General features: G+C 49.4%; 18 protein-coding genes. 6 read left to right on the top strand and 12 right to left on the bottom strand.

Going from position 1 to position 22,400, the window contains the following annotated elements:
• Positions 1-127 precede the first annotated feature (127 nt).
• Positions 128-3,418 carry a ribonucleoside-triphosphate reductase, adenosylcobalamin-dependent gene (nrdJ, locus tag PN498_RS08935; protein WP_272062379.1) on the top strand — a complete coding sequence of 1,097 codons (3,291 nt, stop codon included), beginning with the start codon at positions 128-130 and terminating at the stop codon, positions 3,416-3,418.
• Between the two features lie 87 nt (positions 3,419-3,505).
• Here nrdJ and PN498_RS08930 read toward each other — a convergent pair whose 3' ends face one another.
• The 6 genes from PN498_RS08930 to PN498_RS08905 form a co-directional block, all read right to left on the bottom strand.
• The gene (locus PN498_RS08930) at positions 3,506-3,961 is read right to left on the bottom strand and encodes a type II toxin-antitoxin system VapC family toxin (protein WP_272062378.1); all 456 of its coding nucleotides are present in this window, start codon (positions 3,959-3,961) and stop codon (positions 3,506-3,508) included.
• Positions 3,961-4,197 (bottom strand): hypothetical protein, encoded by a 237-nt coding sequence (locus PN498_RS08925; RefSeq protein WP_272062377.1) that lies wholly within the window; start codon positions 4,195-4,197, stop codon positions 3,961-3,963. Before PN498_RS08925 ends, PN498_RS08930 begins: the two co-directional genes overlap by 1 nt.
• Positions 4,198-4,329: 132 nt before the next feature.
• Positions 4,330-5,436: an ABC transporter ATP-binding protein gene (locus PN498_RS08920; RefSeq protein ID WP_272062376.1), complete on the bottom strand. Its 1,107-nt coding sequence runs from the start codon at positions 5,434-5,436 to the stop codon at positions 4,330-4,332.
• On the bottom strand, positions 5,436-6,338 hold the full coding sequence (locus PN498_RS08915) for a carbohydrate ABC transporter permease (protein ID WP_272062375.1): 903 nt from the start codon (positions 6,336-6,338) through the stop codon (positions 5,436-5,438). Before PN498_RS08915 ends, PN498_RS08920 begins: the two co-directional genes overlap by 1 nt.
• The gene (locus PN498_RS08910) at positions 6,335-7,318 is read right to left on the bottom strand and encodes a carbohydrate ABC transporter permease (protein WP_272062374.1); all 984 of its coding nucleotides are present in this window, start codon (positions 7,316-7,318) and stop codon (positions 6,335-6,337) included. Before PN498_RS08910 ends, PN498_RS08915 begins: the two co-directional genes overlap by 4 nt.
• Before the next feature lie 896 nt (positions 7,319-8,214).
• Positions 8,215-9,213, bottom strand: a complete 999-nt coding sequence (locus tag PN498_RS08905) for an aldo/keto reductase (RefSeq protein WP_272062373.1) — start codon at positions 9,211-9,213, stop codon at positions 8,215-8,217.
• A gap of 152 nt (positions 9,214-9,365) precedes the next feature.
• On the opposite strand from PN498_RS08905, the gene PN498_RS08900 reads away from it, so the two are divergent.
• Positions 9,366-9,833, top strand: coding sequence for a hypothetical protein (locus PN498_RS08900; RefSeq protein ID WP_272062372.1), 468 nt, complete (start codon positions 9,366-9,368; stop codon positions 9,831-9,833).
• A gap of 162 nt (positions 9,834-9,995) precedes the next feature.
• Here PN498_RS08900 and PN498_RS08895 read toward each other — a convergent pair whose 3' ends face one another.
• The 4 genes from PN498_RS08895 to PN498_RS08880 form a co-directional block, all read right to left on the bottom strand.
• Entirely contained in the window at positions 9,996-10,454 is a 459-nt protein-coding gene (locus PN498_RS08895) for a YaiI/YqxD family protein (RefSeq protein WP_272062371.1), read from the bottom strand.
• 32 nt (positions 10,455-10,486) lie between these two features.
• Positions 10,487-11,611: a CAP domain-containing protein gene (locus tag PN498_RS08890; protein WP_272062370.1), complete on the bottom strand. Its 1,125-nt coding sequence runs from the start codon at positions 11,609-11,611 to the stop codon at positions 10,487-10,489.
• 482 nt (positions 11,612-12,093) lie between these two features.
• The gene (locus PN498_RS08885; protein ID WP_272062369.1) at positions 12,094-13,836 is read right to left on the bottom strand and encodes an ABC transporter ATP-binding protein; all 1,743 of its coding nucleotides are present in this window, start codon (positions 13,834-13,836) and stop codon (positions 12,094-12,096) included.
• On the bottom strand, positions 13,833-15,080 hold the full coding sequence (locus PN498_RS08880; RefSeq protein WP_272062368.1) for a lipid-A-disaccharide synthase-related protein: 1,248 nt from the start codon (positions 15,078-15,080) through the stop codon (positions 13,833-13,835). Before PN498_RS08880 ends, PN498_RS08885 begins: the two co-directional genes overlap by 4 nt.
• Before the next feature lie 484 nt (positions 15,081-15,564).
• Here PN498_RS08880 and PN498_RS08875 point away from each other — a divergent pair, with 484 nt between their 5' ends.
• The 4 genes from PN498_RS08875 (at position 15,565) to PN498_RS08860 (ending at position 20,578) form a co-directional block, all read left to right on the top strand.
• Positions 15,565-16,323: a cation diffusion facilitator family transporter gene (locus tag PN498_RS08875; protein WP_272062367.1), complete on the top strand. Its 759-nt coding sequence runs from the start codon at positions 15,565-15,567 to the stop codon at positions 16,321-16,323.
• A 631-nt stretch (positions 16,324-16,954) separates the two neighbouring features.
• A complete protein-coding gene (locus PN498_RS08870) occupies positions 16,955-18,670 on the top strand; it encodes a VWA domain-containing protein (RefSeq protein WP_272062366.1) in 1,716 nt (571 codons plus the stop codon).
• An 11-nt stretch (positions 18,671-18,681) separates the two neighbouring features.
• Entirely contained in the window at positions 18,682-19,407 is a 726-nt protein-coding gene (locus PN498_RS08865; RefSeq protein ID WP_272062365.1) for a hypothetical protein, read from the top strand.
• Positions 19,408-19,474: 67 nt separating this feature from the next.
• Positions 19,475-20,578 carry a substrate-binding domain-containing protein gene (locus tag PN498_RS08860; protein ID WP_272062364.1) on the top strand — a complete coding sequence of 368 codons (1,104 nt, stop codon included), beginning with the start codon at positions 19,475-19,477 and terminating at the stop codon, positions 20,576-20,578.
• A gap of 22 nt (positions 20,579-20,600) precedes the next feature.
• Here the strand turns inward: PN498_RS08860 and PN498_RS08855 are convergent, their stop codons facing one another.
• Positions 20,601-21,416 carry a helix-turn-helix domain-containing protein gene (locus PN498_RS08855; RefSeq protein ID WP_272062363.1) on the bottom strand — a complete coding sequence of 272 codons (816 nt, stop codon included), beginning with the start codon at positions 21,414-21,416 and terminating at the stop codon, positions 20,601-20,603.
• A gap of 81 nt (positions 21,417-21,497) precedes the next feature.
• Entirely contained in the window at positions 21,498-22,256 is a 759-nt protein-coding gene (locus PN498_RS08850) for a pseudouridine synthase (RefSeq protein WP_272062362.1), read from the bottom strand.
• Positions 22,257-22,400: the final 144 nt, after the last annotated feature.

The raw sequence follows: 22,400 nt of genomic DNA, 5'->3' as shown, positions 1-22,400 counted from the left end.
CTATCTTTTTATCAAAGCCCTAGATGTGACTTATGATTGTTGCTCACTTGGGGTGTAAGTAAGTTAGCCTCACTCGTCTAGCGCTCATATTTCTGTTGTTTGCACTCGCTCTTACAAGGTTGGTCTCATGGTTCAAGAAATTCCTCGTATTCGGTTTCAAGGTACATTTCCTGAAACGGCTCCTACTGCCTATCCAGTGTTTTATCGCACGTACAGTCGGAAAGATGAGACGGCAAACGGTGAGCGAGAAACCTGGCAGCAAGTCTGCGATCGCACACTTGCCGGTTTGACTGAACTTGGAAAGCTAACCGAAGAGGAGCAGCGACTGATTTCTCGCTGCATGCGAGAAATTAAAGCATTACCATCGGGGCGCTGGCTCTGGGTTGGCGGCACCGACTGGAGCAAACGCCCTGAGAATTTTTCAGGAGCCTATAACTGTACCAGTACCAATGTGGTTGATTGGCGTGCCTTTGGCTTAATGATGGATTTAGCCATGATGGGATGCGGTACGGGAGCTGTGCTAGAGCCAAAGTACATCAACCAGTTGCCGATGATTCGTAATCGCCTTGCTGTGAAGCAGGAAGGCACAATTGGCACAACCCCTATCGACCAACGCCGAGAAGAAACTGCCGTTGAAATTAACCATAATCAGGTCTGCATTCGGGTGGGTGACAGTCGCCAAGGCTGGGTAAAGTCATATCAGACCATTCTGGAACTTGCAAGCAACGATCGCTTTACGGATGACGTCGAGATTACGGTTGATCTCAGTGATGTTCGTCCAGCAGGGGAAAAGCTTAAAGGATTTGGTGGTGTGGCCAACCCGGTCAAATTGCCAACGCTTTATGAGCGCTGTGCCAAGATTCTCAATAAAGCGATCGGGCGTCAGCTCACTTCTGTTGAATGCTGTCTGCTCATTGATGAAGCAGCAGCCTGCGTGGTTGCCGGAAACATTAGGCGCAGCGCGGGAATGAGACAGTTCGCTAGCGACGATACCCTAGCTGCTGGAGCTAAAGAGAATCTTTGGCAGCAGGATGAAGCAGGTAACTGGCGCATTGATCCTGAACGCGATGCGCTTCGTATGGCTAATCACACCCGAGTTTTTCATCATCGGCCAACTTTAGAGGAAACAACGGCTGCCGTTCGCAAACAGTTTTACTCTGGCGAGGGCGCAATTCAATGGGCCAGAGAAGCTGAGCGTCGGGCCGGAGGTGAAGGACGCTACGGTCTAAATCCCTGTGTTACCGCCGATACGTGGGTGCATACCGAACATGGGGCGCGCAAAGTGAAGAGCTTGATTGGATTGCAGCATGGCACATATGTCAATGGAGAGCTGTTCAGCACTACAGAAGCTGGTTTCTTCCACAGTGGTGACAAGCCTGTAGTGAAGTTAACCACTAAGGAGGGCTACGAGTTACGGCTGACGAAAAACCACAAGCTACTGAAAGTTACTTCCCAGACCCAAAAGGCTCAATACACCGAGTGGGTTGAAGCGGGTGAGTTGAAGCCAGGCGATCACGTTTTAGTGCACAATCATCGTGATCTGACTCCATGGGATGGGGAAGGAACGTTTGAGGAAGGCTGGTTGCTAGGAAATTTACTCGGTGATGGTAGCTTAGCGAAAACCCAATGGAGTGATACTGCTGTCCTTCGCTATTGGGAAGATTCTCAAGTGGAAATGAGCCAGTATGCGGTTCAGCTCTTGCAGACTACAGTTGGGTATGAACCTACTCGACCAGAAGCTTGCTACCACGAACAACACAAGCATCGAGTTGTCACTTCCAGTGGTTTAGCAAAATTGGCTGCTCAGTTTGGTGTTCGTCCAAGGCATAAAGACATCACTGATACGATAGAGCAAGGTAGCTATGGATTCTATCAAGGCTTCCTACGAGGCCTCTTTGATGCGGATGGTAGTGTTCAAGGGGGTCAAAGGAAGGGAGTCAGTGTACGGTTGGCTCAAAGTAATTTAGAAACCTTGAAAGCTGTTCAGCGCATGTTAGCTCGATTGGGTGTTCTTTCGACGATATATCAGGAACGCCGACCATCTGGCTATCGGATGCTACCAAACAGTGATCGCGAACCAGCGCCTTACTACTGTCAAGCTCAACACGAACTGATCATTAGTAATGACAATCTCAGCTACTTCGAGCAGATAATCGGTTTTCAGGAGCCTGCTAAAGCAGCAAAACTCGAAACGGCTTTAAGCGGCTATCGTCGCCAGATGAATCGAGAGCGGTTTGCCGTGACGGTTGAGTCTATTACCCCTAACGGTATTGAAGCCGTCTATGATTGCACGGTGCCAGGACCAGCTTGTTTTGATGCTAACGGATTAGTGGCTCATAATTGCGGTGAAATTATCGGACAAGATTTCCACTGTAATTTAGCCGAAATTCATCTAAACCAGCTTGATCCCAACAACGATCGCGATCAGAAAGATGCCTTCACCGCTGGAGCACTGGCCGTTGCGAGTCTGCTCAACCATGAATTTATCGAACCCCGCTATCGCCAGTCTCGCGAAGATGATCCCATTGTGGGCGTTTCCTTTACCGGTCTGTTCGACTTCTTTGTCAAAGCTTTTGGCGTGGAGTGGCTGAAATGGTGGGAAGCAGGTCGTCCCAATACGATGCAGGGACTAGAATTCAAGGCTCAGGAACAAGCTTACTTGAGCCGTTGGAAAGCGATCGTCCACGAGACCGTATGGGATTACTGCGATCGCCACAATCTCCAGCGACCTAACCGCTGCACCACTGTTCAGCCAGCGGGTACCAAATCCCTCCTCACGGGAGCAAGTCCGGGCTGGCATCCTCCCAAAGCGCAGCGCTACATCCGCCGCATCACGTTTCGCAAGAACGATCCGGTTGCCTTAGCCTGCATTGATTATGGCTATTCCGTCGTTCCTTCTCAATCTGACAAGGACGAAAATGGCAATCTACTCACCGATCCATTTGACCCGCGCTGTACCGAGTGGCTGGTGGAGATGCCCGTGGAGGTATCTTGGGCCAACTTGCCGGGCGCCGATGAGATCGCGATCGAGCAGTTCACAGCTCTAGCTCAGTTCGATTTCTACATGCAGGTGCAGACGCACTACACAGCCCACAACACGTCTGCCACGATCGAGCTGCGAGAAAACGAGATCGACGGCCTGAGTCAGCGTATTTCTGATGCCATTCAAAACGACGAAGGCTACATCTCCGCTGCCCTCCTCGCTCGCTTTGATAACCTACAAACCTTCCCTCGCCTGCCCTTTGAACCCATCGACAAAGTTGCCTATGACGACTTAGTCCAGCAGGTGAGCGAACGCCGTACCATTGACGATTTTCATACTGCGTTGTCGAGAAGCGATCGCGGCGATCTCATCGAAGCAGGCCCCGCAGGATGTGACTCTGATAAATGCTTACTGCCGGAAAAGAAGCCTGACTAGATCTAAGCAAACTCTGGCATCGCAACCACCCCTGACTTTCTCGGACCAGGGGTGGTGCTTTCAATTATGGATAGGAGCATCTTTGGCTCAATTTTGTTTTGTGGTTATTCTTTGGGGCGCTATGGCCGTGATGCCTGAAATCCTCACAAAATCCTGTGTATTGAAGGTCAATAGATTGGTTATTCCATGGGTCAACATAGCAGCTGCAATCCGAACATCATGGGCTCGCTTTCCTCTAACGTTTTGACCCGTAACAAGTTCAAGCCAAATTTGAAATGTTTGTGGAGTCTCTTCCAGCAAATGGAAAGTTTCGCATAGAGCATTCACGAATTCACGAGTCTGTGAGGGAGGAAATCCTAATCCGTTTACTTGCGGCGAACGAGTTGCCACAACCCAGAACTCAGCCAAAATCTGTGCTGTGAAAACGCAATCATGTCCCGAGCGTAGTAGCTGAGCAACTGCTGTAGTCGTCAGCAAGTGGCGATCATCCAGAGTGTTGCAAAATCGCAAGACAATGTTCGTATCAAGAAAGTAAATTGACATCAATCATATAAGGCGGCTCGGTCAAAGGCTTCATCGGGTAAGCTGTGGCCGACTTTAGGCAAGTTTGAGATCCACGTTAAGAATGTCTCAGCTTTTTCTTGGGGTGTTTGTTCAGAATAGTAGTTATTCCAAGGTTGCTCCATATCTCCCTCTAACGAATGGACAAATCTAGCGACTAGCTGTAGTTGAGTATCATCAAGATGCTCAAGCTTTTGTTTGAGTTCTTCTAAGTGCATGATGACTGTCCTCTGAACGCTTTTGCTGAAGTTTTAGTGTACTGAATGAGGAGGTTGTAGAGTTTGGACAACTGGGCTGCTCAAACAAGGTTTAAGCTATGAAGAGAATGAATAGTGATCGGAGATCGCCTATTAAGCCAAGACGTGTCCGGAGTCTTTATCGAACAAGTGAAATCTATCGCAGTCTAAACTTAAGCGCACGACTTCGCCAGGAGTGTAGCGCGATCGCGGATCAACTCGGGCAAGAAACTCTTGACCATCTGCTAGAGATAGGTAGACGATGATCTCATGGCCCATCATTTCTATGACGGAGATGGTAGCGTCGATTTCGTAGGGGTTGATGCCAGGGGGCGAAAACTCAGGATTGTAGATTTTCTCAGGGCGGATACCGAAGATAAGAGGCTGACCGATGTGTGGTTCATACCGCGATCGCTCCTCACGAGGAACAGGAACTCGTAAAGCACCCGCCATCACAAACACATCCTCGCCCTCGGGTTTCAGGGTGGCGTCAAAGAAGTTCATGGCAGGACTTCCCATGAACCCGGCAACAAAAACGTTGTTAGGGTGCTCGTAGAGATTTTGCGGCGTATCAACCTGCTGCAGGATGCCCTTGTTCATAACAGCGATGCGGCTACCCATCGTCATCGCTTCAACTTGGTCATGGGTGACATAGATGAAAGTGGTGCCCAATTTTTTGTGCAGGCGACTCAGTTCGGCTCGGGCCTGCACTCGCAGCTTGGCATCTAAGTTTGACAGCGGTTCATCCATCAGAAAAGCAGCCGGATTGCGGACAATCGCTCGTCCCACAGCTACCCTTTGTCGCTGTCCCCCTGAAAGCTGTTTGGGTTTGCGGTCCAGCAACTCTTCAATCCCTAACTGAGCTGCCGCTGCCTGTACCCGCTGTTGAATCTCCTCTTTGGGGGTGCCCTGAAGGTTTAGGCTAAAGGCCATATTGTCAAACACGCTCATGTGGGGATACAGCGCATAGGACTGGAAAACCATAGCAATGTCCCGCTCCCGAGGAGACATCTCGTTGACCCGCTTGCCGTTGATATAAATGCTGCCCTGGCTGATGCTCTCCAAGCCTGCCAGCATTCGCAAAGAGGTCGTTTTGCCACAGCCCGAGGGACCTACCAATACCAAAAACTCGTCCTCGCCGATATCAAGATTGAGGTCTTTGACTGCGACGAAGCCGTTGTCGTACTGTTTCGTTACTTGTTCAAATACGATGTGTGCCATTATCCCTTCACCGAACCTGCCAACAATCCCCGGACAAAGTACCGCTGCAAGGCAAAGAAGACTAATAGTGGCACAATCATTGAGATAAATGCTCCAGCGGTGAGCAAATGCCAGTCTTGACCCCGATCGCCCACCAAATTTCTTAAGACCAGGGTTACAGGAGCGACATCCTGGTTTCCACCCAAATACACCAACGCCACCAGCAAATCATTCCACACCCAAAGAAACTGAAATACGGCAAAGGACGCGATCGCTGGCGTGGAAAGTGGGACAACAACCTGGGTAAAAATCTTCAGATGGGAAGCACCATCGACTGCCGCTGCTTCGATGAGATCGCGAGGCAGTGTTCCGATGTAGTTTCGCAATAGGTAAATGCCCAAAGGAAGACCATATCCCGTATGAGCCAACCAGACTCCCAAAAATGTGCCCGCCAGTCCTAAGACGTTGTACACCCGCAGCACAGGAATCAAGGTCATCTGCAGCGGCACCACCAGCAGCCCCACAATCGTGACGAAAAGCAACTGCCGTCCAGGAAACTCCATCCAAGCAAGGGCATAGGCTGCAAACGTCGCGATCGCAATAGGCATGACTGTAGCAGGAATGGTGATAATTAAACTGTTGAGAAACGCCTGTCCCATTCCCTGTCCCAGCAGGACATCAGCATAGTTACCCAGATGGAATTGACTGAGGTTCAGAGGTGGGGCAAATACAGTCCACCATCCCGTCTGAGACAAGGCATCGCGGTCGCGAAAGGAGCTAATCAGAAGTCCTGCTGTTGGGATGGTCCAGAGAACCGCAATAGCAATTACCGCAGCGTGTACTGGAGCAGCCGTGAGCCAGCTTTCCATACGATCTAAAAAGCTGCGGGATTGAGGCGATCGCTTTTTGGGAAGTGCTGTCATCGGGTGAGTTCCTGCTGACGAAAACGTTGAATGTTAGCTACCATCACCGGGATGACTGCAAGTAGAAGAATAACGGCGATCGCGCTACCGCGTCCAAAGTTGCGAAAGTTGAACATCTCTTTGATCATGCGGCTAGCAATTACATCGGTATCTAGGTTGCCGCCAGTCATGACAAATACAATATCGAATACCTTGAGCACCAATACGATGATCGTGGTTGAAACGACCACAATCGTAGAGCTGATCATAGGGATTGTAATCCGCCAAAAGATCTGAATTTCGTTCGCCCCATCGATGCGAGCGGCTTCAATGACATCTTTGGGAATGCCTTTTACCGCTGAAGATAGCAGCACCATCGCAAATCCAGTTTGCAGCCAAATCATAATGGCGATCAGCGCAAAATTATTGACGGCTTTATTGACCAGCCACCCTACGGGCTCAAATCCTAAGGCAACCGCGATCGCATTCAACAATCCAATCTGCTCTACGCCGGGCGGCTGATAGGCATACATGAACCGCCAGATAACGCTGGCCCCCACAAAGGAAATTGCCATCGGCAGAAAGATCAGCCCTTTTGCCAGTGGTTCGTAAGGTACTCGGTCTACCAGCACGGCAATGATTAGACCTAGGCCGACACTAATACCAGTCACCAGCACTAGCCACAAAATATTGTTGCGGAAGGCCACCAGCATATCGGAATTGGTGAACGCGAAGATGTAGTTATCCAGTCCTACAAAGGTCTCTGACCGCTGCCCCATAAAGCTAAGAATGAGGGTGCGAATTGTGGGCAAAATTAGAAAAGCGGTCAGCACTAACAGGGCTGGAGTGATGTAGACCCAAGGCAAGACACGTGACCGCGCTTTGAAGGGCAATCGATTGACAAGGATATTTGCTAAATAAAACAGCGCTATCACACCACCAGAACCAAGAATGATTGCGGCGATCGCGCTCAAAAGTCTTACTGCGTTAGAAGTATCCATAGAGACACACTAGCCCTGCACACAGAACAGCTTCAATATTTCCCTAGATGGAAATCGAGAATTGAGCTTACTCAACAGGCACTCTTGTAAGGTGTACTCTCATAGCACACCCCTTTGTAGGCATAAGTGCGTTTGCTGAGTTGTTCTGACTGTACTTTACATGACTCTACAGGATTCGCTCATCTCAAAGACACTGCTTTCGGCAGCGCCAATTCTGGATCCGACATGACAGGTATAGCCGTTGCCGGTCCCATTAGAACAAGACAGCGAATGGCTATACGAAAGGTTCGATTCGTCCTTTGCCTGCGACCATATCAGCAATTATTCTGTTTGTTCAAACTGCAACAAGTTTTTGAGTTCTTGTACAGAAGTGTCATTGCTCCAAACCCTAGCTCCCATATATAAAGAGCCACATAGGATAGCTAGACCTAGCAGTAGCTTGCTGTAGTTAACCAAAGTTCGAACGGTAGAACCAGTGTAGACACGCATTTCAAAATCCCTCCATCTGCTTTAAGCAATGGATAAATGAGTTATTTGACAAAATACGGGCGACTAGACAGGGGCTTGATAGCAAAAGGCAGCAAGGAAAACTAAATCCCTGTTACACATGGGTTTCAGAAGATCGAAGTTGTCTTAACCCAAGCTGCGATTTGCTCTATTCACTGTCGGTAGATGGCAGAGAATGTCGCACCAAAATTAGGGCCTGATAGCGGATTTCGCTTTTAAGAGTTGATAATCCTGCTTTTTTAAGTATGAATGTCGATTTTGAGAGTGCGATCGCTCCTAAAAACCTTTAAAAATACTTCACTGAATACCCGCGACTACGTGAAGTCGAGATAAGCATCCCTGCTGATCTATTTCAATTTATTGACAAATCGAGATAGGAAAGAGGGTTTCTATCGCGTTTGGAAGATGTTCTGAACCATCTGCTTATCGCTTTGAGAAACTGCATTATCGAGTTCCAAAATCTCCCCGCCATCGAGCCGCCAGCCCAAAGCACCGGTGTTTTGTTGAGCCTGCGCAACGGTTTTAGCCCCGGGGATCGGGATGAATCCCTTGCAAATGCACCAGTTGAGAGCGACCTGAGCCAGTGTTTTTTCACGGTAACGGGCGATCGCCATCAAGGTATTCAGAATCGGCTGTACCCCTGGCAATAGCTGTCGAAACAGAAATCCACGTAAGCCAGAAGGTAACTTCTTTCCCACCTGATATTTGCCTGTGAGAATGCCCAGCGCTAGGGGACTGTAGGCAATCAAACGAATGCCGAATTCGTCGCAAACGTCTTTAATGCCCAACTCAGTCACGGGATAGGTTGAGAGTAGGGAATATTGCACTTGCAGGAGCGTAATGGGGATGCCGCGATCGCGAAATTTGGGATAGATTTTTTGCAACCGTCGCGGCCCAAAGTTCGACAGTCCAATTCCTTTAACCAGCCTGCGCTCATAGAGATCTGCTAGGCCATCCAACAGCGCTCCCTCTTGCCAAGGAGCGTAGTTTGCCGTGGACCAGTGCAGTTGGGCGATATCGACATTGCGACTCAATCGTGCCGCAGACGCCTGACACGCTTTGACCATTGAGTTGCGAGTCAATCGCCATGGATAAGCTGCTAGCTTCGTCGCCAGACAAATCTTATGCTCGTTCGTCCCCTTGTAAGCGTTGGCAAATTCTCCTAATAGGCTCTCGCTACGCCCGTTGAGCCGCCCGGTCCCATAGGAATCGCCTGTATCAAACAGCGTCACGCCTTGATCGACGCAGTGGTTGAACACAGCCTGTAGCTGCACATCCATGTCTGGCGTGTAGCCCCATAGCAGTCGGTTACCCCAGGCCCAGGTACCGCAACCCATCTCAGGTAGGGCGATCGCATCTGCTGGAGTCTGTGACTGTATTTCAACCATTCACTTGCCGCTACGAATGTCTAGAGGCCAACTAATGTCTGACCTTTTTGACCGTAACACTTTATTGCTGTGGATTTGGCTCAAGACGGTGGACGATGCTGGTCTAAAGATTGGGATAATAAGGTGCTTGCTCTTCAGACAGGACAGGGATTGTGGCGAAATGGTGTGTGGTGGTGGGAACAATCTCGCAGGGTTACCGGGTGGCATCGGGACTAACGGCCAATAGTCCTTACCCACAGGGAACTTTAGCAATGCAGCTGCCGCATTTCTTATCGCGAGGATTTGATTTACGCCCTTATTTTCTGGGCACGCTCAACGTTGCGATCGCTCCCAAGCACTTCCAGATGGTCAATCCTGAAATCACGCTGGAATTGGTATCGTGGACACCAGCTCATGGACCAGAAACCTTCTCGTTTTCCCGCTGCCAGCTTACCTGGAAAAGTCGAACGTTTGAGGGATGGATCTACTATCCGCATCCTGAAACCAAACCTTTGCACTTTCAGAAACCTGATTTAGTCGAAGTGCTGATGCCTAAAATTGAGGGACTTCAGTATGGTGATCGCGTGCAGCTAGCAGTTCTGACCAACGAAATTCAGCTCATTGACTCTGAAGATCAGTAACCTCGTTTTTCTTCTGGAACGACATAATATAGCTTCAGCCATCACCCAATAGCATTCGGGTGCTTAGCCTATAGCTTAATGGTTCGCTGTCTTGTTCTGACGGAACTGGCGATCTCTATTAAGCAAGAAGGTATGTTATCCAAGCTTTCTAAAATCCGCGCTCTAAAATCGAGAATCGACGTGCTTGACTAAAAAGCGATCAAGCTGATTGGCAAAGGCTTCGCGATCGCGCTGGCTGAGGGGCGGTGGTCCGCCCGTCTCAACGCCACTGGTGCGTAGTTCATCCATAAAGTTTCGTAGAGAAAGGCGCTGACGAATGTTGACTGCGTCATAAAACTCACCACGAGGACTAAGAACATATCCACCTTGGGCGATCGCGGCTGCCGCTAGCGGAATGTCAGCCGTGATGATGAGGTCGTCGGCATTTAGATGCTGCACGATGTAGTTGTCGGCAACATCTAAACCTGCCCTCACCTGAACGGCGTCGATATAGGACGATGCTGGAATTTGCATTTCCTGATTGGCAACCAGCGTGGTTTTCACTTCGACCCGTCGAGCGGCTCGAAAAATGATCTCCTTGATGACCTTGGGGCAGGCATCGGCATCGACCCAAATTTGCATCTTATTTGTCCCTAGTCCTTGAGGTGGAGTCATTAACTCCAGGTTCGACCTTCAGAATAACCATCATTGATGTAGTGCCGTGTTGCTGCGATAAAATCGTTGCCGAAAGCAGCACGGACATCACTGTGACTATTCAAGTAGGCAGCCGGATCGAACAGATTGACGTCTCGATTTTCACCGATACCATGATTTAGGTAGTGCTGGGTTGCCCCTTCCAAGTCATATTTGAAGGCGTTGATCAGGTCGCCGTGAGAGGCGATATAGATATCTTCGGCGAAAGTATCTATGGCTCTATTTTCCCAATACCCTGACTCAACGTAGTGCTTTCGAGCAGCGTCGGGATTATTGCCAAAGGCCGTCAGGAGATCCCTATGGGAGGCTAGATATTGGGATGCAGAGAAAGCATTCAGGCTTCGACCTTCAGCGTAGCCATGAAGAATGTAGTGTCGGGTAGCTGCCTCAATATTGCTGCCGAAAGCTTGGATCAAATCGGGGTTAGAGGCTAGATAAGCCCATTCGTCAAACCGATCTACCTCTCTTCCCTCTTGGCTGCCATGGTTGTTGTAATGATCGGTGAGGGCGGCTACGTTGTCTCCTAGCCCCACAATCAAGTCCGAATAAGACGCTCCATATTGAAGAGGATCAAAGTTTGAGGGTGTTCCGAAGCCAGCAGGTGTGCCCGTTGGGTCAGCTTCTTCACCAAACCAGATCACCGCGTAATCGTCGTATATGCCAACGCCCAAGGCATTCCAGTCGTTATCGTTCCAATTATTCAAATTCAGGATAACGGCATTGTGAGGGGCGCTGTTTCTCCAACCGTTAAATGCACCTTCTGCCGTGGCACCCGCACTAGAGAAAAACGCATTTTCAAATCCTATTCCGGGATACCCCGTATTGAATCTCTGAGGGGCATTCCACATGGAAGAGTAGGTCGATGGATCACCAGAGTTGTAGGGAGCGTCACTCCAACCATGAGTCAGCGTGCCAATGTTTTCAGCTAAATCCCAAACATGCCGATTTGCGACAATACTTAAGGCTTTCGAAGCTGGAATAGAGGGCAATCCATTTTGATTTCTGTATTCGTTAATTAGGTCATATAGCTCGATTTCCTCACTACTAAAGCCGTCTCCAGGGAGGTTTGAGTAAATATCAACCATCGCTATTATCTGTTGTGTTTTCTTGAATCAGTGGCTGTCGTAACGATTGGCAAGTCCATCAAATGCCAGCCAATATAAAGACAGTATTCTTAGGTAGATGTTCCAAGAGTAGATACTCTGAAAACTGTAGCTAAACGGCAAAAGATGAAGTACGGTAGACGATCAGTTTGTCGACCGCAGTATTTTGAGTAATCCTCGCTTTCTTAAGCCCTATGAACATAGCTTTAGCGGGCGATCGCAGTAACCCTAAAGTGTATTTTCTCCAAGAAAATGAACTGCTTTAAAGCAACCGCTGTGTATTATTAAAACCTGGCAATTTATCCTAACCAATAGGCAATTAAATTGTAGAAAAGGGGAGTGTTGAACTGTTAAAAGTTCACATAGCTCGCAAGATATTTAAGTATTAGCTGATTTAAAGTAAAGGTAAGCTAAACATCCGGATACGGCATCGGAAAGATTGCGGTAAAACCACTGTGTCCTGCTCAAGTTTTGAACTGCTGGGTATAAAACTGGGCGTAGCGCTGACCATAGCTCAGAAGTTCATCATGAGTACCAGATTCGACAATAGTTCCTTTTTCTAAAAAGAGGATCCTATCTGCTTCACGAACTGTGCTGAGGCGATGAGCGATCACAAACACGGTGCGGTTTTTCATAGCTCTGTCCAATGCGTCCTGGACGAGCGCTTCTGACTCAGAATCCAGGGCTGACGTCGCTTCATCTAGAATGAGGATGCGGGGGTCAAAATAGAGCGCTCGGGCGATCGCAACTCGCTGCCGCTGTCCACCGGACAGATTGACGCCGCGTTCACCTACCCAAGTGTGATAGCCCTGAGAGAACTGGCTGATGAATCCATGAGCATTGGCGATTTTTGCAGCCTCTTCAATCCGCTCAAGACTAGGGTTGATTTCACCGTAGGCGATGTTCTGAGCAATATTGCCGGAGAACAGGGTAATGTCTTGAGGAACAAGGCCGATCTGTCGTCTTAGACTATCTAACGTCACTTCTCGGATATTGATACCGTCGATTAGAACCTGTCCGTCTGTCGGGTCGAAAAACCGCATCAGCAGATTGACAAGAGTCGTTTTTCCAGCTCCTGAAGATCCCACAAGTGCAATGACTTCGCCTGGATGAACCCTCAGATCCAGATGTTGCAGAACGGGCTTGCTGGGTTCGTAGGCAAAAGAAACATTGCTGTATTCTACTCGGCCTGTCACGGCAGGAAGCGGGCAGGCGTTCGGCTGGTCCACTAGCGTTGGAATGACACCTGTCAGCTCAAATATCCGCTCAACGGATGCCTCCGTTTGCTTGAACTCGTTGTAGTGTTGGGTCACCAGGTCAATGGGATGAAGCAAGAGCGCGATCGCTGCTAAAAAGCTCACAAAAGCCTGGGGCGTAAGGTTGCCTTGAGAAATCTGCCAGCCTCCCAAAAAGAACAACAGCATGATGCTGATGGCTTCTAAAAACCCCACTGCTGGATACTGAATAGCTTTGAGCTGTTCAGCTCGATAGCGGGCATTGCGGTTGTGGACGGCCTGTTGATTGAAGCGCTGTTTCTCGAAAGCTTGAGCGGCAAATGCTTGGACAAGCCGCATGTTGCCAAACACCTCTGTCAATAGAGCAGATAGGCTGGATATTTGGCTTTGGCTTTGACGCGACAGCTTGAGCAGGCGATTTCCAAATTCTCCGATTAGCCAGGCCATCAGCGGAGCCAAAACAAATCCCGCCAGTGTTAGCTGCCAATTGAGATACAGCATGTAGAGGGGAATTGCAATAAGCTGAAGCACGCATGAGACAAACTGCTGCGTCATTTTGTGCATAACTTCGCTGATGCGATCAATATCCTCTGTCAGGCGATAGCTCAAATCTCCTGTTTTAGCCTGCTCGTAGTAATCCAATCCCAGTCTATGAAGATGCGCATAGACAGCCTTGCGTAGATCCAGCGCTACGTCCAGGGATGCGCGGATCATGATGATGTTTTCCCAATATTGGAAAACGCTGCGAACCAGAAAAACGACTGCTCCCAGTCCTAGCCAGTATCCGATTAGTCGAACATTACCCTGACCGATGTAAAGCGCGACCTGTCCAGCCATGTAGGGCAGCACAAGCGTTGAAAGTACGTAGCCTAAAATGCAGGCAAATCCTAGGATGAATCGGCTGAGATGGGGTCGGACAAACGGAATGAGTTGCCGATAACTGGATCGCTTCTGAGGGGCAGCTAGGGTCACGGCGTTATCGTTCCTCTCTTCTGTTTCATAGCATTAGCAGATACCCGCATAGGCTCAACCTGCAAATGGTCCAAAATAAGCTGAGCAATCCGCTTGGAAGCACCTGGAATGCCTAATCGTGCCCGCCCATTATCGACACAGGCGGAGAGGTAGGCTTTGTCGTAAAGCGTTTTTTGCAAACATTGGGCAGCCTCCTTCAAGGTCTCATGATTTGCGGGACCGGTGCCAATTGTCTGTGCTGAAAGCCCTAACAGTCGATCCTGAGCTTCCGCAAAAGCATAGTTGAATTGGGGACCTTCACCGGGTATTTGAATGACGGGTTTACCGATCGCCACCGCCTGATCCACCGCCAAACCTGCCATGCCAATCACCAAAGTTGTGTGGTAAACGATGTCGTTGAAGGCATCGTCGTAACACAAAATTTCAGCGATCGTCCCATCTTCCAACTGCCGCCACAGCCGTCCTGTCTTATAGTTCCAGTTGACTTCTGCCGCTAAGGCTCCAATTTCAGCCATCAGGGCAGGAACAAGAGCTGCTCTGAACTGAACATCGTGACCGATGAGCCGAACAGATTCTTCGACAAACTGGATCTGGAGCTTGAAGTTGCGGACGGCTTCTGGCATTCGTGAGCCTGGCAGCAAAGCCACCATCGGAACTTCAGGCTTGAGGGACAGGTCTTTACCATGCGGTAACAGCCAGTCCAAAGAAGGAATGCCGCCATAGTGAACCTTGTCAAACCCCTGCTTTGCCAAATCCTCTGCGGTATAAGGATCGCGGGTGACAATGGCTTGACAGCGAGACGATCTGACCACAAAGCGCATGACAAAATCGGTCTGCAAACGCCCTTCATACAGCGCTGATAGACAGGAGATGAAAGAGATGAAGGGACGTCCAGTAAGGTAAGCACAGGTCTGGCCGACGGAGTCTCCAGTGGCGTGAACCAAATCGTACTGAGGCCCGTAGTGCCGAATGGCTCTGAATTGTCGCCAAGTTAGCCCCAAAAGCCCGGCTCGAATATCTCTGACCAACAACCAGCGGTTGACGTAGGTAAAACCACCAGACGGCAAGACTTTTGTCGGTCCCAAGATGGGGACACCTAAGCGACGATAGGCGTTGCCCTCACCCACAATTGGGATCGCTGCAATCTCGACATCGGGGGCAAGTTCTCTCAACGTACGAATAACGTAAGCAGAGTGATTATCTTCCCCGTGACCATTACTGATAAATAAGACCCGCTTAGGCATGGGTGCCAGCAGTCCAACTAAAGCGCAGATGCCAGTTTAACATCCCACTTAAGCCACATTTAATGAAATATGGCGCTGGTCGTTTTGGCAGGATGCTGAGTGTCGCTCTTGCTCTGATGCTGGATGCAGCATCGAAACAGATTATAGTCTTGCTGGCATTGAATTGGTGACTGCTGTATTGACAGGGAGGCGATCGCTCTGCTTGGTATAGGTTGCATTGTTCTAGAGGGGTAATTGAACCGATCAGATCTTTTGCCGAACTTCAGAGTCCTAATTGAATGAAGTCTTCATGAATTTTAAGTCTGACGAAGCCTAGAGAAGACTGTATAAGGACGAGTAAAGCCTTTTAAAGATATTCTTGAGCAGATTTCCAGGATTGACTCTTGTGTTCCCACACTGACGATCACCGGGAATTGAACCCAATGTCGAAAAAACTCACAATCTTGCCGTCAATGGCCTGATAACTGCTATAAAGTTTCTGCAAATGTCACAAGCAAACGGATATACAGGATTGAACATTTCAACATCCCATTGTTCTTTCTGCTTGTCGCCTACCTTGAAAGGGCGATGGCTATTTTGGATAATGATGAGCGTCACTGTGTTTGCTGGCGTTGAGCTATGGGTTGGGTTGATGAGTCACAGCCTGACTTTGCGAGCAGATTCTGGCCACATGCTCACCGATGGAGCGGCTATTGGACTCGCCCTGACAGCAACTTGGATTGCCCGACGATCGCCCGCTCCTACCCAGGGGAATCACCGTATTGAACTGCTGGCTGCCCTAATCAACAGCTTGGCTTTACTCGCAATGGCAGCTTGGATCAGCCGTGAAGCGTTGTCCCACTGGCACGGAGAAACGACTGAAATTCTTAGTACGCCGATGCTAATTACGGCCCTCCTTGGCTTATTGGTCAATGCCCTCAATCTTTACTGGTTGCATGGTGACATTCGGCAGGACTTAAATTTGCGAGGGATTTTCCTGCACATCCTGGCTGATTTATTAGGGTCGGTAGGGGCGATGTTAGCCGCGATCGCAGTGACGTTCTTGCAGTGGGCCTGGGCCGATACGGTCATTGGAGCGATTGTCGCAGTGGCGATCGCTGTGAGTGCACTACCCCTACTGTGGCAGACGCTGCATGCACTCTTTCGCCGCCCACAGGCAACTTTATTGCCTCAGGAGACGCTACAACAGCATGGATGGTTTGAAGTTGGAGAAACGAAGCTTTCAAGTTTGATAGACCCGTAAAACTGCCGTTAATCTGCCGAGCACAGATTATGTCGGGTAGGCTTCATACCGAGTAGCCGGTCACTTCAGGCATTCAAATAAAGCACCTTAAATCTTTTGGTAATTTTCTAAGGGCCTGGTGTTCATCGTCACAGTCTGCTCTGCAATATGGATTTAGCTCAGGGTCTAAAGGGTACTTGAACTGCCTTTGCAGCAGGGGCTATCGCTCCAAGCATCGAGGAGACTGTCACGGCGATCGCAGCGTTTGACACATTAGATATAGGCTGAGATGTTCTCATAGACGGGTTGCGACCAGAGTTTCAGCCTGATCTTTTGGGCATCCTGACTACAAAAACAAGAATTGAAGTTATCGCCAAAGGCAGAACGTCAAAGTCAAAGACGGAAGGATGAAACATGTCCTTGTCCAGTTTGGGTTTCCACGTTTTCAATTGCCTCGGCTACGAGGGCTGTTGTTATGACTGCTGAGTTCAAATATGAGTGAGCAGAAAGGCTACTGACCCTCGCGATGGATTCTTTTTCAAAAGTTTGTATGCGTTTAAGTAAATTACGCCATTCAGCTTGTTGACTACAGCAGAGGTATTTACCTAAGCGATGGGTTTGTGTTTCCTTATGTCACTGAAGGCTTATGACTATGAGCGATCGCCTATTCAATCTATCTGTTGCGGCTCTGGCCGTGCTAGGACTGTCCGCTTGCAATAGTTCTGGCACGAGCTCAGAGGCGGATTCACCTAATTTCCCAGGATTTGAAGTGAACGTACTGGTTGGCAGTGCGCTCCATGATTTTTGTGATCAAACTGCTGAAAGGTTCAACAATCAATCCCCTTCGTTAGAGTCTGGCGAACAGTTCTATATCGTTTGTGACGCCGCAGGCAGCGGTGATGTCGTCAACCAAGTTCTCAATCAAACTCAGCTACTACAATCTGGTGCAATTTCAGAGAATGATGCTGGGCTGCCGTCCTTGATCTCTGTCGATGGCGAAATCTACCATAGCCAGCTGATCTATCAAATGCAGCAAATTGCTCCCGGACAAAACTATATTCCTCAAATCACAGACGCCCCACTGGTGGCCTACAGCCCGATGGTTTTTATGACCAGAGAGGATTTGGCTTCCAGCTTGGAATCGGTTGACGATTTGTTTATTGCCTTGACAGAGGCTGAAACTCATCAGGACTTAAATGCTGCCAGTCCCCCTCAAAATATCTACTACGTCCATACCGCTCCAACTCGATCAAACTCAGGCTTACAGACGCTGGTGGCACAATTTGCGTCTGTTACAGGCAAACGTCCTGGAGAGCTAACTGCTCAAGATGTTGCTGATCATCAAGCCGATATTCAAAAGATTCAAGAAAAAATTACTCGGTATGGAACTTCGACTAGTTCCCTAGCTGAGGCGATGGTGCAAAATGGTCCATTCTGGGCGTCGATCGGATCCGTCTATGAGTCTTCTGTCATTGCTGCGAACACCCAACTACAGCCGGGGCAGCCGAAATACGTGGCTGTTTATCCTCAAGCAACATTCACTTCAAATATGAGAGGGATTTTGCTTGATATACCTTGGGTCAACGATCAAGAGCGTGCTGCTGCTACCGAATTTTTGGATTATCTGCAAGAACCAGAAGCCCAGGCAATAGCGACCGAGCTAGGATTGCGGCCTGGAAGTCCCGGAGTGGCTCTCAGCAGTAAATTTAGTCCTGAATTTGGAGTTGACCCTAACGCCAGCTATGACTCTTATCGTCCTCCAGAGGCTGCCGTTGTGGAGACGATGATTAAGGCTTGGACTGAGTTTGCTAAGAAGCCTTCGCTGGTGGTCATTGTGGTAGATTCCTCTGGATCAATGTCAGGCAATAAACTACCGTCTGTACAGAACACGCTCCAGACTTACATCGACACGTTGGGTCCCCAAGATCAGATTGCTTTGGTCGACTTTGATGATCAGATTCGGCCTCCAGTCATGGTTGATGGCTCCCCAGAGGGATTGCAGCGGGGGTACGAGTTTATCAACAGCTTGCGTCCTAGAGGGGGAACTCGTCTCTATGATGCTTCTTTAGATGCGCGAGATTGGTTACGCAACAATTTGCGGGAGGGGGCTATCAATGCGGTCTTAGTCCTTACGGATGGTGAGGACTCTGGCTCCAATGTACAGCTTAATAATCTCCTGACTGGGCTGAAAGAGTCCGATTTTTCAACCGATGAGCGAATTGCTTTTTTCACGATTGGATACGGTAATGAGGGTGACTTCAACCCAGACATTCTGAACCAAATTGCTGAATCCACCGGCGGCTACTACGCTAAAGGCGACCCGGATACGATCGCCCGCCTCATGCAAGATATTCAACTGGAGTTTTAAGAGGGAGACTTGTGAAACTCGCTAACCCACTTGCTTATCCCCTTGCAGTGCTAGCTGGTGGCCTTTTTCTAGTTGTTGGAGTGCGACTAATACGGCTACCTAATATGATTGCCTTACCAGGAGCAGTCGCGATCGCGATCGCGGGTTCAGCTTTTCTCAAAGAAAAAGAACCAGAGACGTTGGGTTTAGACAACCCCAATCTTGAACAGGAACTGCTTCAGGCAAAGCAGCGGGCAGCACAGCTTGCTGTTCAAGCCAACGACTTGCAGGCTGAGTCTATTAAGCTGCTGACGGAGACCAGCCAGGTTGAACTATTAGGTATTGTTCAATACGCCTGCGATCGCACTCGCGAACTTCCCGACAAGCTGGATGACTTAGCTCAGCGTCTACATCGGCGCGGCTCTCTCTTGGCGGTTGATGATTTAGAAAAGCAACTTAAGGAAGCCCAACACAAGCAGCGGACAAGTTCCGGGGTGGCCCAAGCTCAGTGGCAGCGACTGGCCGATAGCCTGGAGCGCAACATTGAATTAGCAAAACAAGGGCAAGATGCCCGTGAAGCGCAGGTGGTCAGCCTGTCCACGTTGATTGTGGATGCTGGCGGCGTCCTGCAACAGTTGCAGAACAAGCTGCGCTCTGCTGATCTTGGCAGTACGGACCAAACAGATGAACTGAGAGCACTGGGACTAGAGCTGAACAACATGCAGGAAAGTATGGATGTGCTGATGACGGGAAGCTGAAGGCACAAGTGCTTAAAGGATTGGAATAGAGACAAGTTAGCGTATTAGAGGATTGAAGATACCGCCGATGAAAAAGACATCTCGCATGGTCGTCTCAACCGCGATCGCGATCGGTTCTCTCGGGCTAGCTTATGCCCCGCTGCCCGGCGTTAGTCAAACGCTAACAGTGGTTAGTGGTTCAGAATTGCAGGAGCCACTAGCGGTCTTAGAAGAGCGGTTTGAGGCGGCAAATCCCAACATCGATCTCAAAATTGAGATTCAGGGATCACAAGACATGGTGAATAACTATGTGGATGACCAAAACGATTTCACACCGACCGTTCTGATTCCTGCGAACGGGCAATTGCTGGATGAGCTAGCACAGCGGTGGACAGCTCAGTCGGGTGAGGATCCGTTTTATGATGCTCCTCAGCCCGTTGCTAAAACGATGCTGGTTGCAGTTGTCTGGCCTGAGCGGGGACAGGCATTATTTCCTGACAATCAGTTTCGCTGGTCTCGTCTGGAGGAAGCGGTGAGCCAAGGTAACTGGTCCGATCTGGGCGGCAATGCCGAGTGGGGGAGTTTTGACTTTGTGACGACGGATCCGGAGCGCTCTAATAGTGGTCAGCTCACACTGACGCTTTGGTCTCAAGCAAAACTGGGTTCTCAATCCCTTACCTTGGCTAATTTGAATACCTCGCCTATTGAAAATTTGTTTGGCTTGGTCAAGCAGTCAGTTTATCAACCCCCTCGCTCAACCGATATTCTGCTGCAAGAATTTATTGCGCGGGGACCCAATGACGCCGATATCGCCATGGTTTATGAGAGTGTTGCCCTATTGCGTTGGGACCAAGCTGCCCAAAGGCAGGGGAAGCCGTATCAGATCTACTATTTGGATCCGACCATTGAAACGATTTCAACAGCTGCGATCGCTCGCCGTGATGTCAGCGCAGCAGAGGCCAGGAATGGGCGTCAGTTTATTGACTTCCTACTTGCTCCAGAGCAACAAGCCGTTTTTGTAGAGCATGGATTTCGACCAGCCAACGCTGACGTCGATCTGCAAGCCAATTCAAACAGTCCTTGGCAGCAAGGTATTCCAGGCGTTGAACTCCAGCCATCAGTAGAGACGACTCAGCCTCCAGATCGCGAGGTGGTGACTGAGGTCATTCGCCTGTGGCAGCGATCGAATTAATCAAATTAAGGGTGAAGCAAGCTTAGGGTTGGTTGAGACGAGCCGTATTAGGAGGAGGATAGACGGCTTCGGCTACCATGCCCGGCTGTCCTAATTGCTTAGACGTTCCTTCATTAAAGGACACTATGACACCGCCTGCATTGCCTGCTCGGATCCTCAGCTGCTCCTCAGCTGTCCAGATTTTAGAATCCCCTTCCTTTAAGATTCCTTCAAAAGCAACTTCCCCGTCCGCAGTGACACGCAACCAAGATTGCCCCTGCAATTCCACAGCAACCCGTACAGGTGACCCTGCTACCTCAGGAGGCAACTCCGTGCCTGACTGCTGAGAGTTGTTTGGCGGGTTCTCGCTGTCAGTACCAGGCCCCGCTTCCGGCATAGTGGCATCTTCAGCAATTTCCCCTTCCAAGACGGGTAGCGTACTGGTTTGATAGGACATCCGCTGCAGTGTGTAAGACAGGGCGCTAATGGCAACCCCAATCAACACGACGTAGGTCAAATAGAGGTGAACCGGACGTAGCTGAGGTGTAACAGGAATGCGCCAGAAAGAGCGAGAGGGACGCCTATCAGCGGGCGTAAAGTATTGGATGGCAAGTGCTTCGCCATCTAGTCCTAAACTGTCGCCGTAGCGAAGAATCAGCCCGCGCGTATAGACCGGTTCTGGAAGCTGATCAATGTTGGCCGTTTCGATGGCTTGCAGAAGGCTAGAACGAATTAACGTTTTGGCAGCTAGATCTTTGTGAGACAGGCCCTGTGCCTCACGAGTTTCTTGCAGAATCCGCCCTATGTGAACCAACTGTTCTTGGTGGAGTCGGTTGATGTCTGATAACTTTTTCTTCATCAATCCTTTCGAAGATGCAAAGTCAGTAGAGTTCAGGAATAGTTGAGCAAAGACTAAGGCAGTTTTCGATTGAGCCTTCTATTATTTATCATCATTTGTCCATCCCTGTCCGTCGGTTGCCCGTCTTAGCTCGGTGAGTTCTTGCTCTGTCACTGGGCGCGCTTGACCTAACTCCAGATTGTCCAGGCAAATAGGACCGATGGAAACTCGGTGGAGACTTTTGACCGGATACCCCAAATAATCGGCAGTACGGCGTATTTGCCGATTCCGTCCCTCCCACAGAGTAATGGCCAATTCAGTTTGCTTGGCACCAGTAGAAATGACGTCCACCTTGGCAGGTAGAGTTTGATAATTTCCGATGGTTAAACCTTGCTTCCACAGACCGATACTAGCAGGACTCGGTCTGCCTGCTACAACAACTCGATAGGTTTTTGGGATGTGATGCCGAGGGTGTGTCAATCGATAGGTCAATGCTCCGTCGTTGGTTAATAGAAGTGCTCCTGTTGAATTGTAGTCGAGGCGTCCGACTGGGTGTATTCCTACACCTCGACGGACGTGTCGAGGGAGAAGATCCAGTACCGTTCGCCGACCTTGGGGGTCTTGACAAGTTGAGATCACGCGTAGTGGTTTATTCAACAGGAAGTAGTAGTATTCAGGTTGTTTTTGAACAGAAAGTTTTTGTCCATCCAGTTGAATGCTGTCAATGGCTGGGTTCGCTTTTTGCCCTAGCTCGGCAACCTTGCCATTGACTGAAACTCGCCCTGCATGGATCAGCTCCTCAGCGCGGCGTCGAGAGGCTATTCCCCATCTTGACAACAGCTTTTGCAGTCTCTCCTCCATAATGATTCATTTTGCTCTTACGCCGTTTCTATCTCAGTCTAAAAGCTATCAGAACAGACCTATACGCCTTTCAAAGTCAGTTTGGGTTAAGGAAAACCCTATTACTTTCCTCTCTATGAAGGATGAATGAGGTAGGGTTTAGGT

It is taken from the genome of Oscillatoria sp. CS-180 (assembly GCF_028330965.1).
In the GTDB taxonomy this organism is placed as follows: Bacteria; Cyanobacteriota; Cyanobacteriia; order Phormidesmidales; family Phormidesmidaceae; genus Halomicronema.
Note: the sequence above shows the minus strand (reverse complement) of the source record. Positions and strands in the feature narration are given on the sequence as shown.

Excerpts from the sequence above, each read along its gene's own strand:
- nrdJ (WP_272062379.1), top strand. The coding sequence starts at position 128 with ATGGTTCAAGAAATTCCTCGTATTCGGTTTCAAGGTACATTTCCTGAA.
- PN498_RS08930 (WP_272062378.1), bottom strand. The coding sequence starts at position 3,961 with ATGTCAATTTACTTTCTTGATACGAACATTGTCTTGCGATTTTGCAAC.
- PN498_RS08925 (WP_272062377.1), bottom strand. The coding sequence starts at position 4,197 with ATGCACTTAGAAGAACTCAAACAAAAGCTTGAGCATCTTGATGATACT.
- PN498_RS08920 (WP_272062376.1), bottom strand. The coding sequence starts at position 5,436 with ATGGCACACATCGTATTTGAACAAGTAACGAAACAGTACGACAACGGC.
- PN498_RS08915 (WP_272062375.1), bottom strand. The coding sequence starts at position 6,338 with ATGACAGCACTTCCCAAAAAGCGATCGCCTCAATCCCGCAGCTTTTTA.
- PN498_RS08910 (WP_272062374.1), bottom strand. The coding sequence starts at position 7,318 with ATGGATACTTCTAACGCAGTAAGACTTTTGAGCGCGATCGCCGCAATC.
- PN498_RS08905 (WP_272062373.1), bottom strand. The coding sequence starts at position 9,213 with ATGGTTGAAATACAGTCACAGACTCCAGCAGATGCGATCGCCCTACCT.
- PN498_RS08895 (WP_272062371.1), bottom strand. The coding sequence starts at position 10,454 with ATGCAAATTTGGGTCGATGCCGATGCCTGCCCCAAGGTCATCAAGGAG.
- PN498_RS08890 (WP_272062370.1), bottom strand. The coding sequence starts at position 11,611 with ATGGTTGATATTTACTCAAACCTCCCTGGAGACGGCTTTAGTAGTGAG.
- PN498_RS08880 (WP_272062368.1), bottom strand. The coding sequence starts at position 15,080 with ATGCCTAAGCGGGTCTTATTTATCAGTAATGGTCACGGGGAAGATAAT.
- PN498_RS08875 (WP_272062367.1), top strand. The coding sequence starts at position 15,565 with ATGTCACAAGCAAACGGATATACAGGATTGAACATTTCAACATCCCAT.
- PN498_RS08870 (WP_272062366.1), top strand. The coding sequence starts at position 16,955 with ATGAGCGATCGCCTATTCAATCTATCTGTTGCGGCTCTGGCCGTGCTA.
- PN498_RS08860 (WP_272062364.1), top strand. The coding sequence starts at position 19,475 with ATGAAAAAGACATCTCGCATGGTCGTCTCAACCGCGATCGCGATCGGT.
- PN498_RS08855 (WP_272062363.1), bottom strand. The coding sequence starts at position 21,416 with ATGAAGAAAAAGTTATCAGACATCAACCGACTCCACCAAGAACAGTTG.
- PN498_RS08850 (WP_272062362.1), bottom strand. The coding sequence starts at position 22,256 with ATGGAGGAGAGACTGCAAAAGCTGTTGTCAAGATGGGGAATAGCCTCT.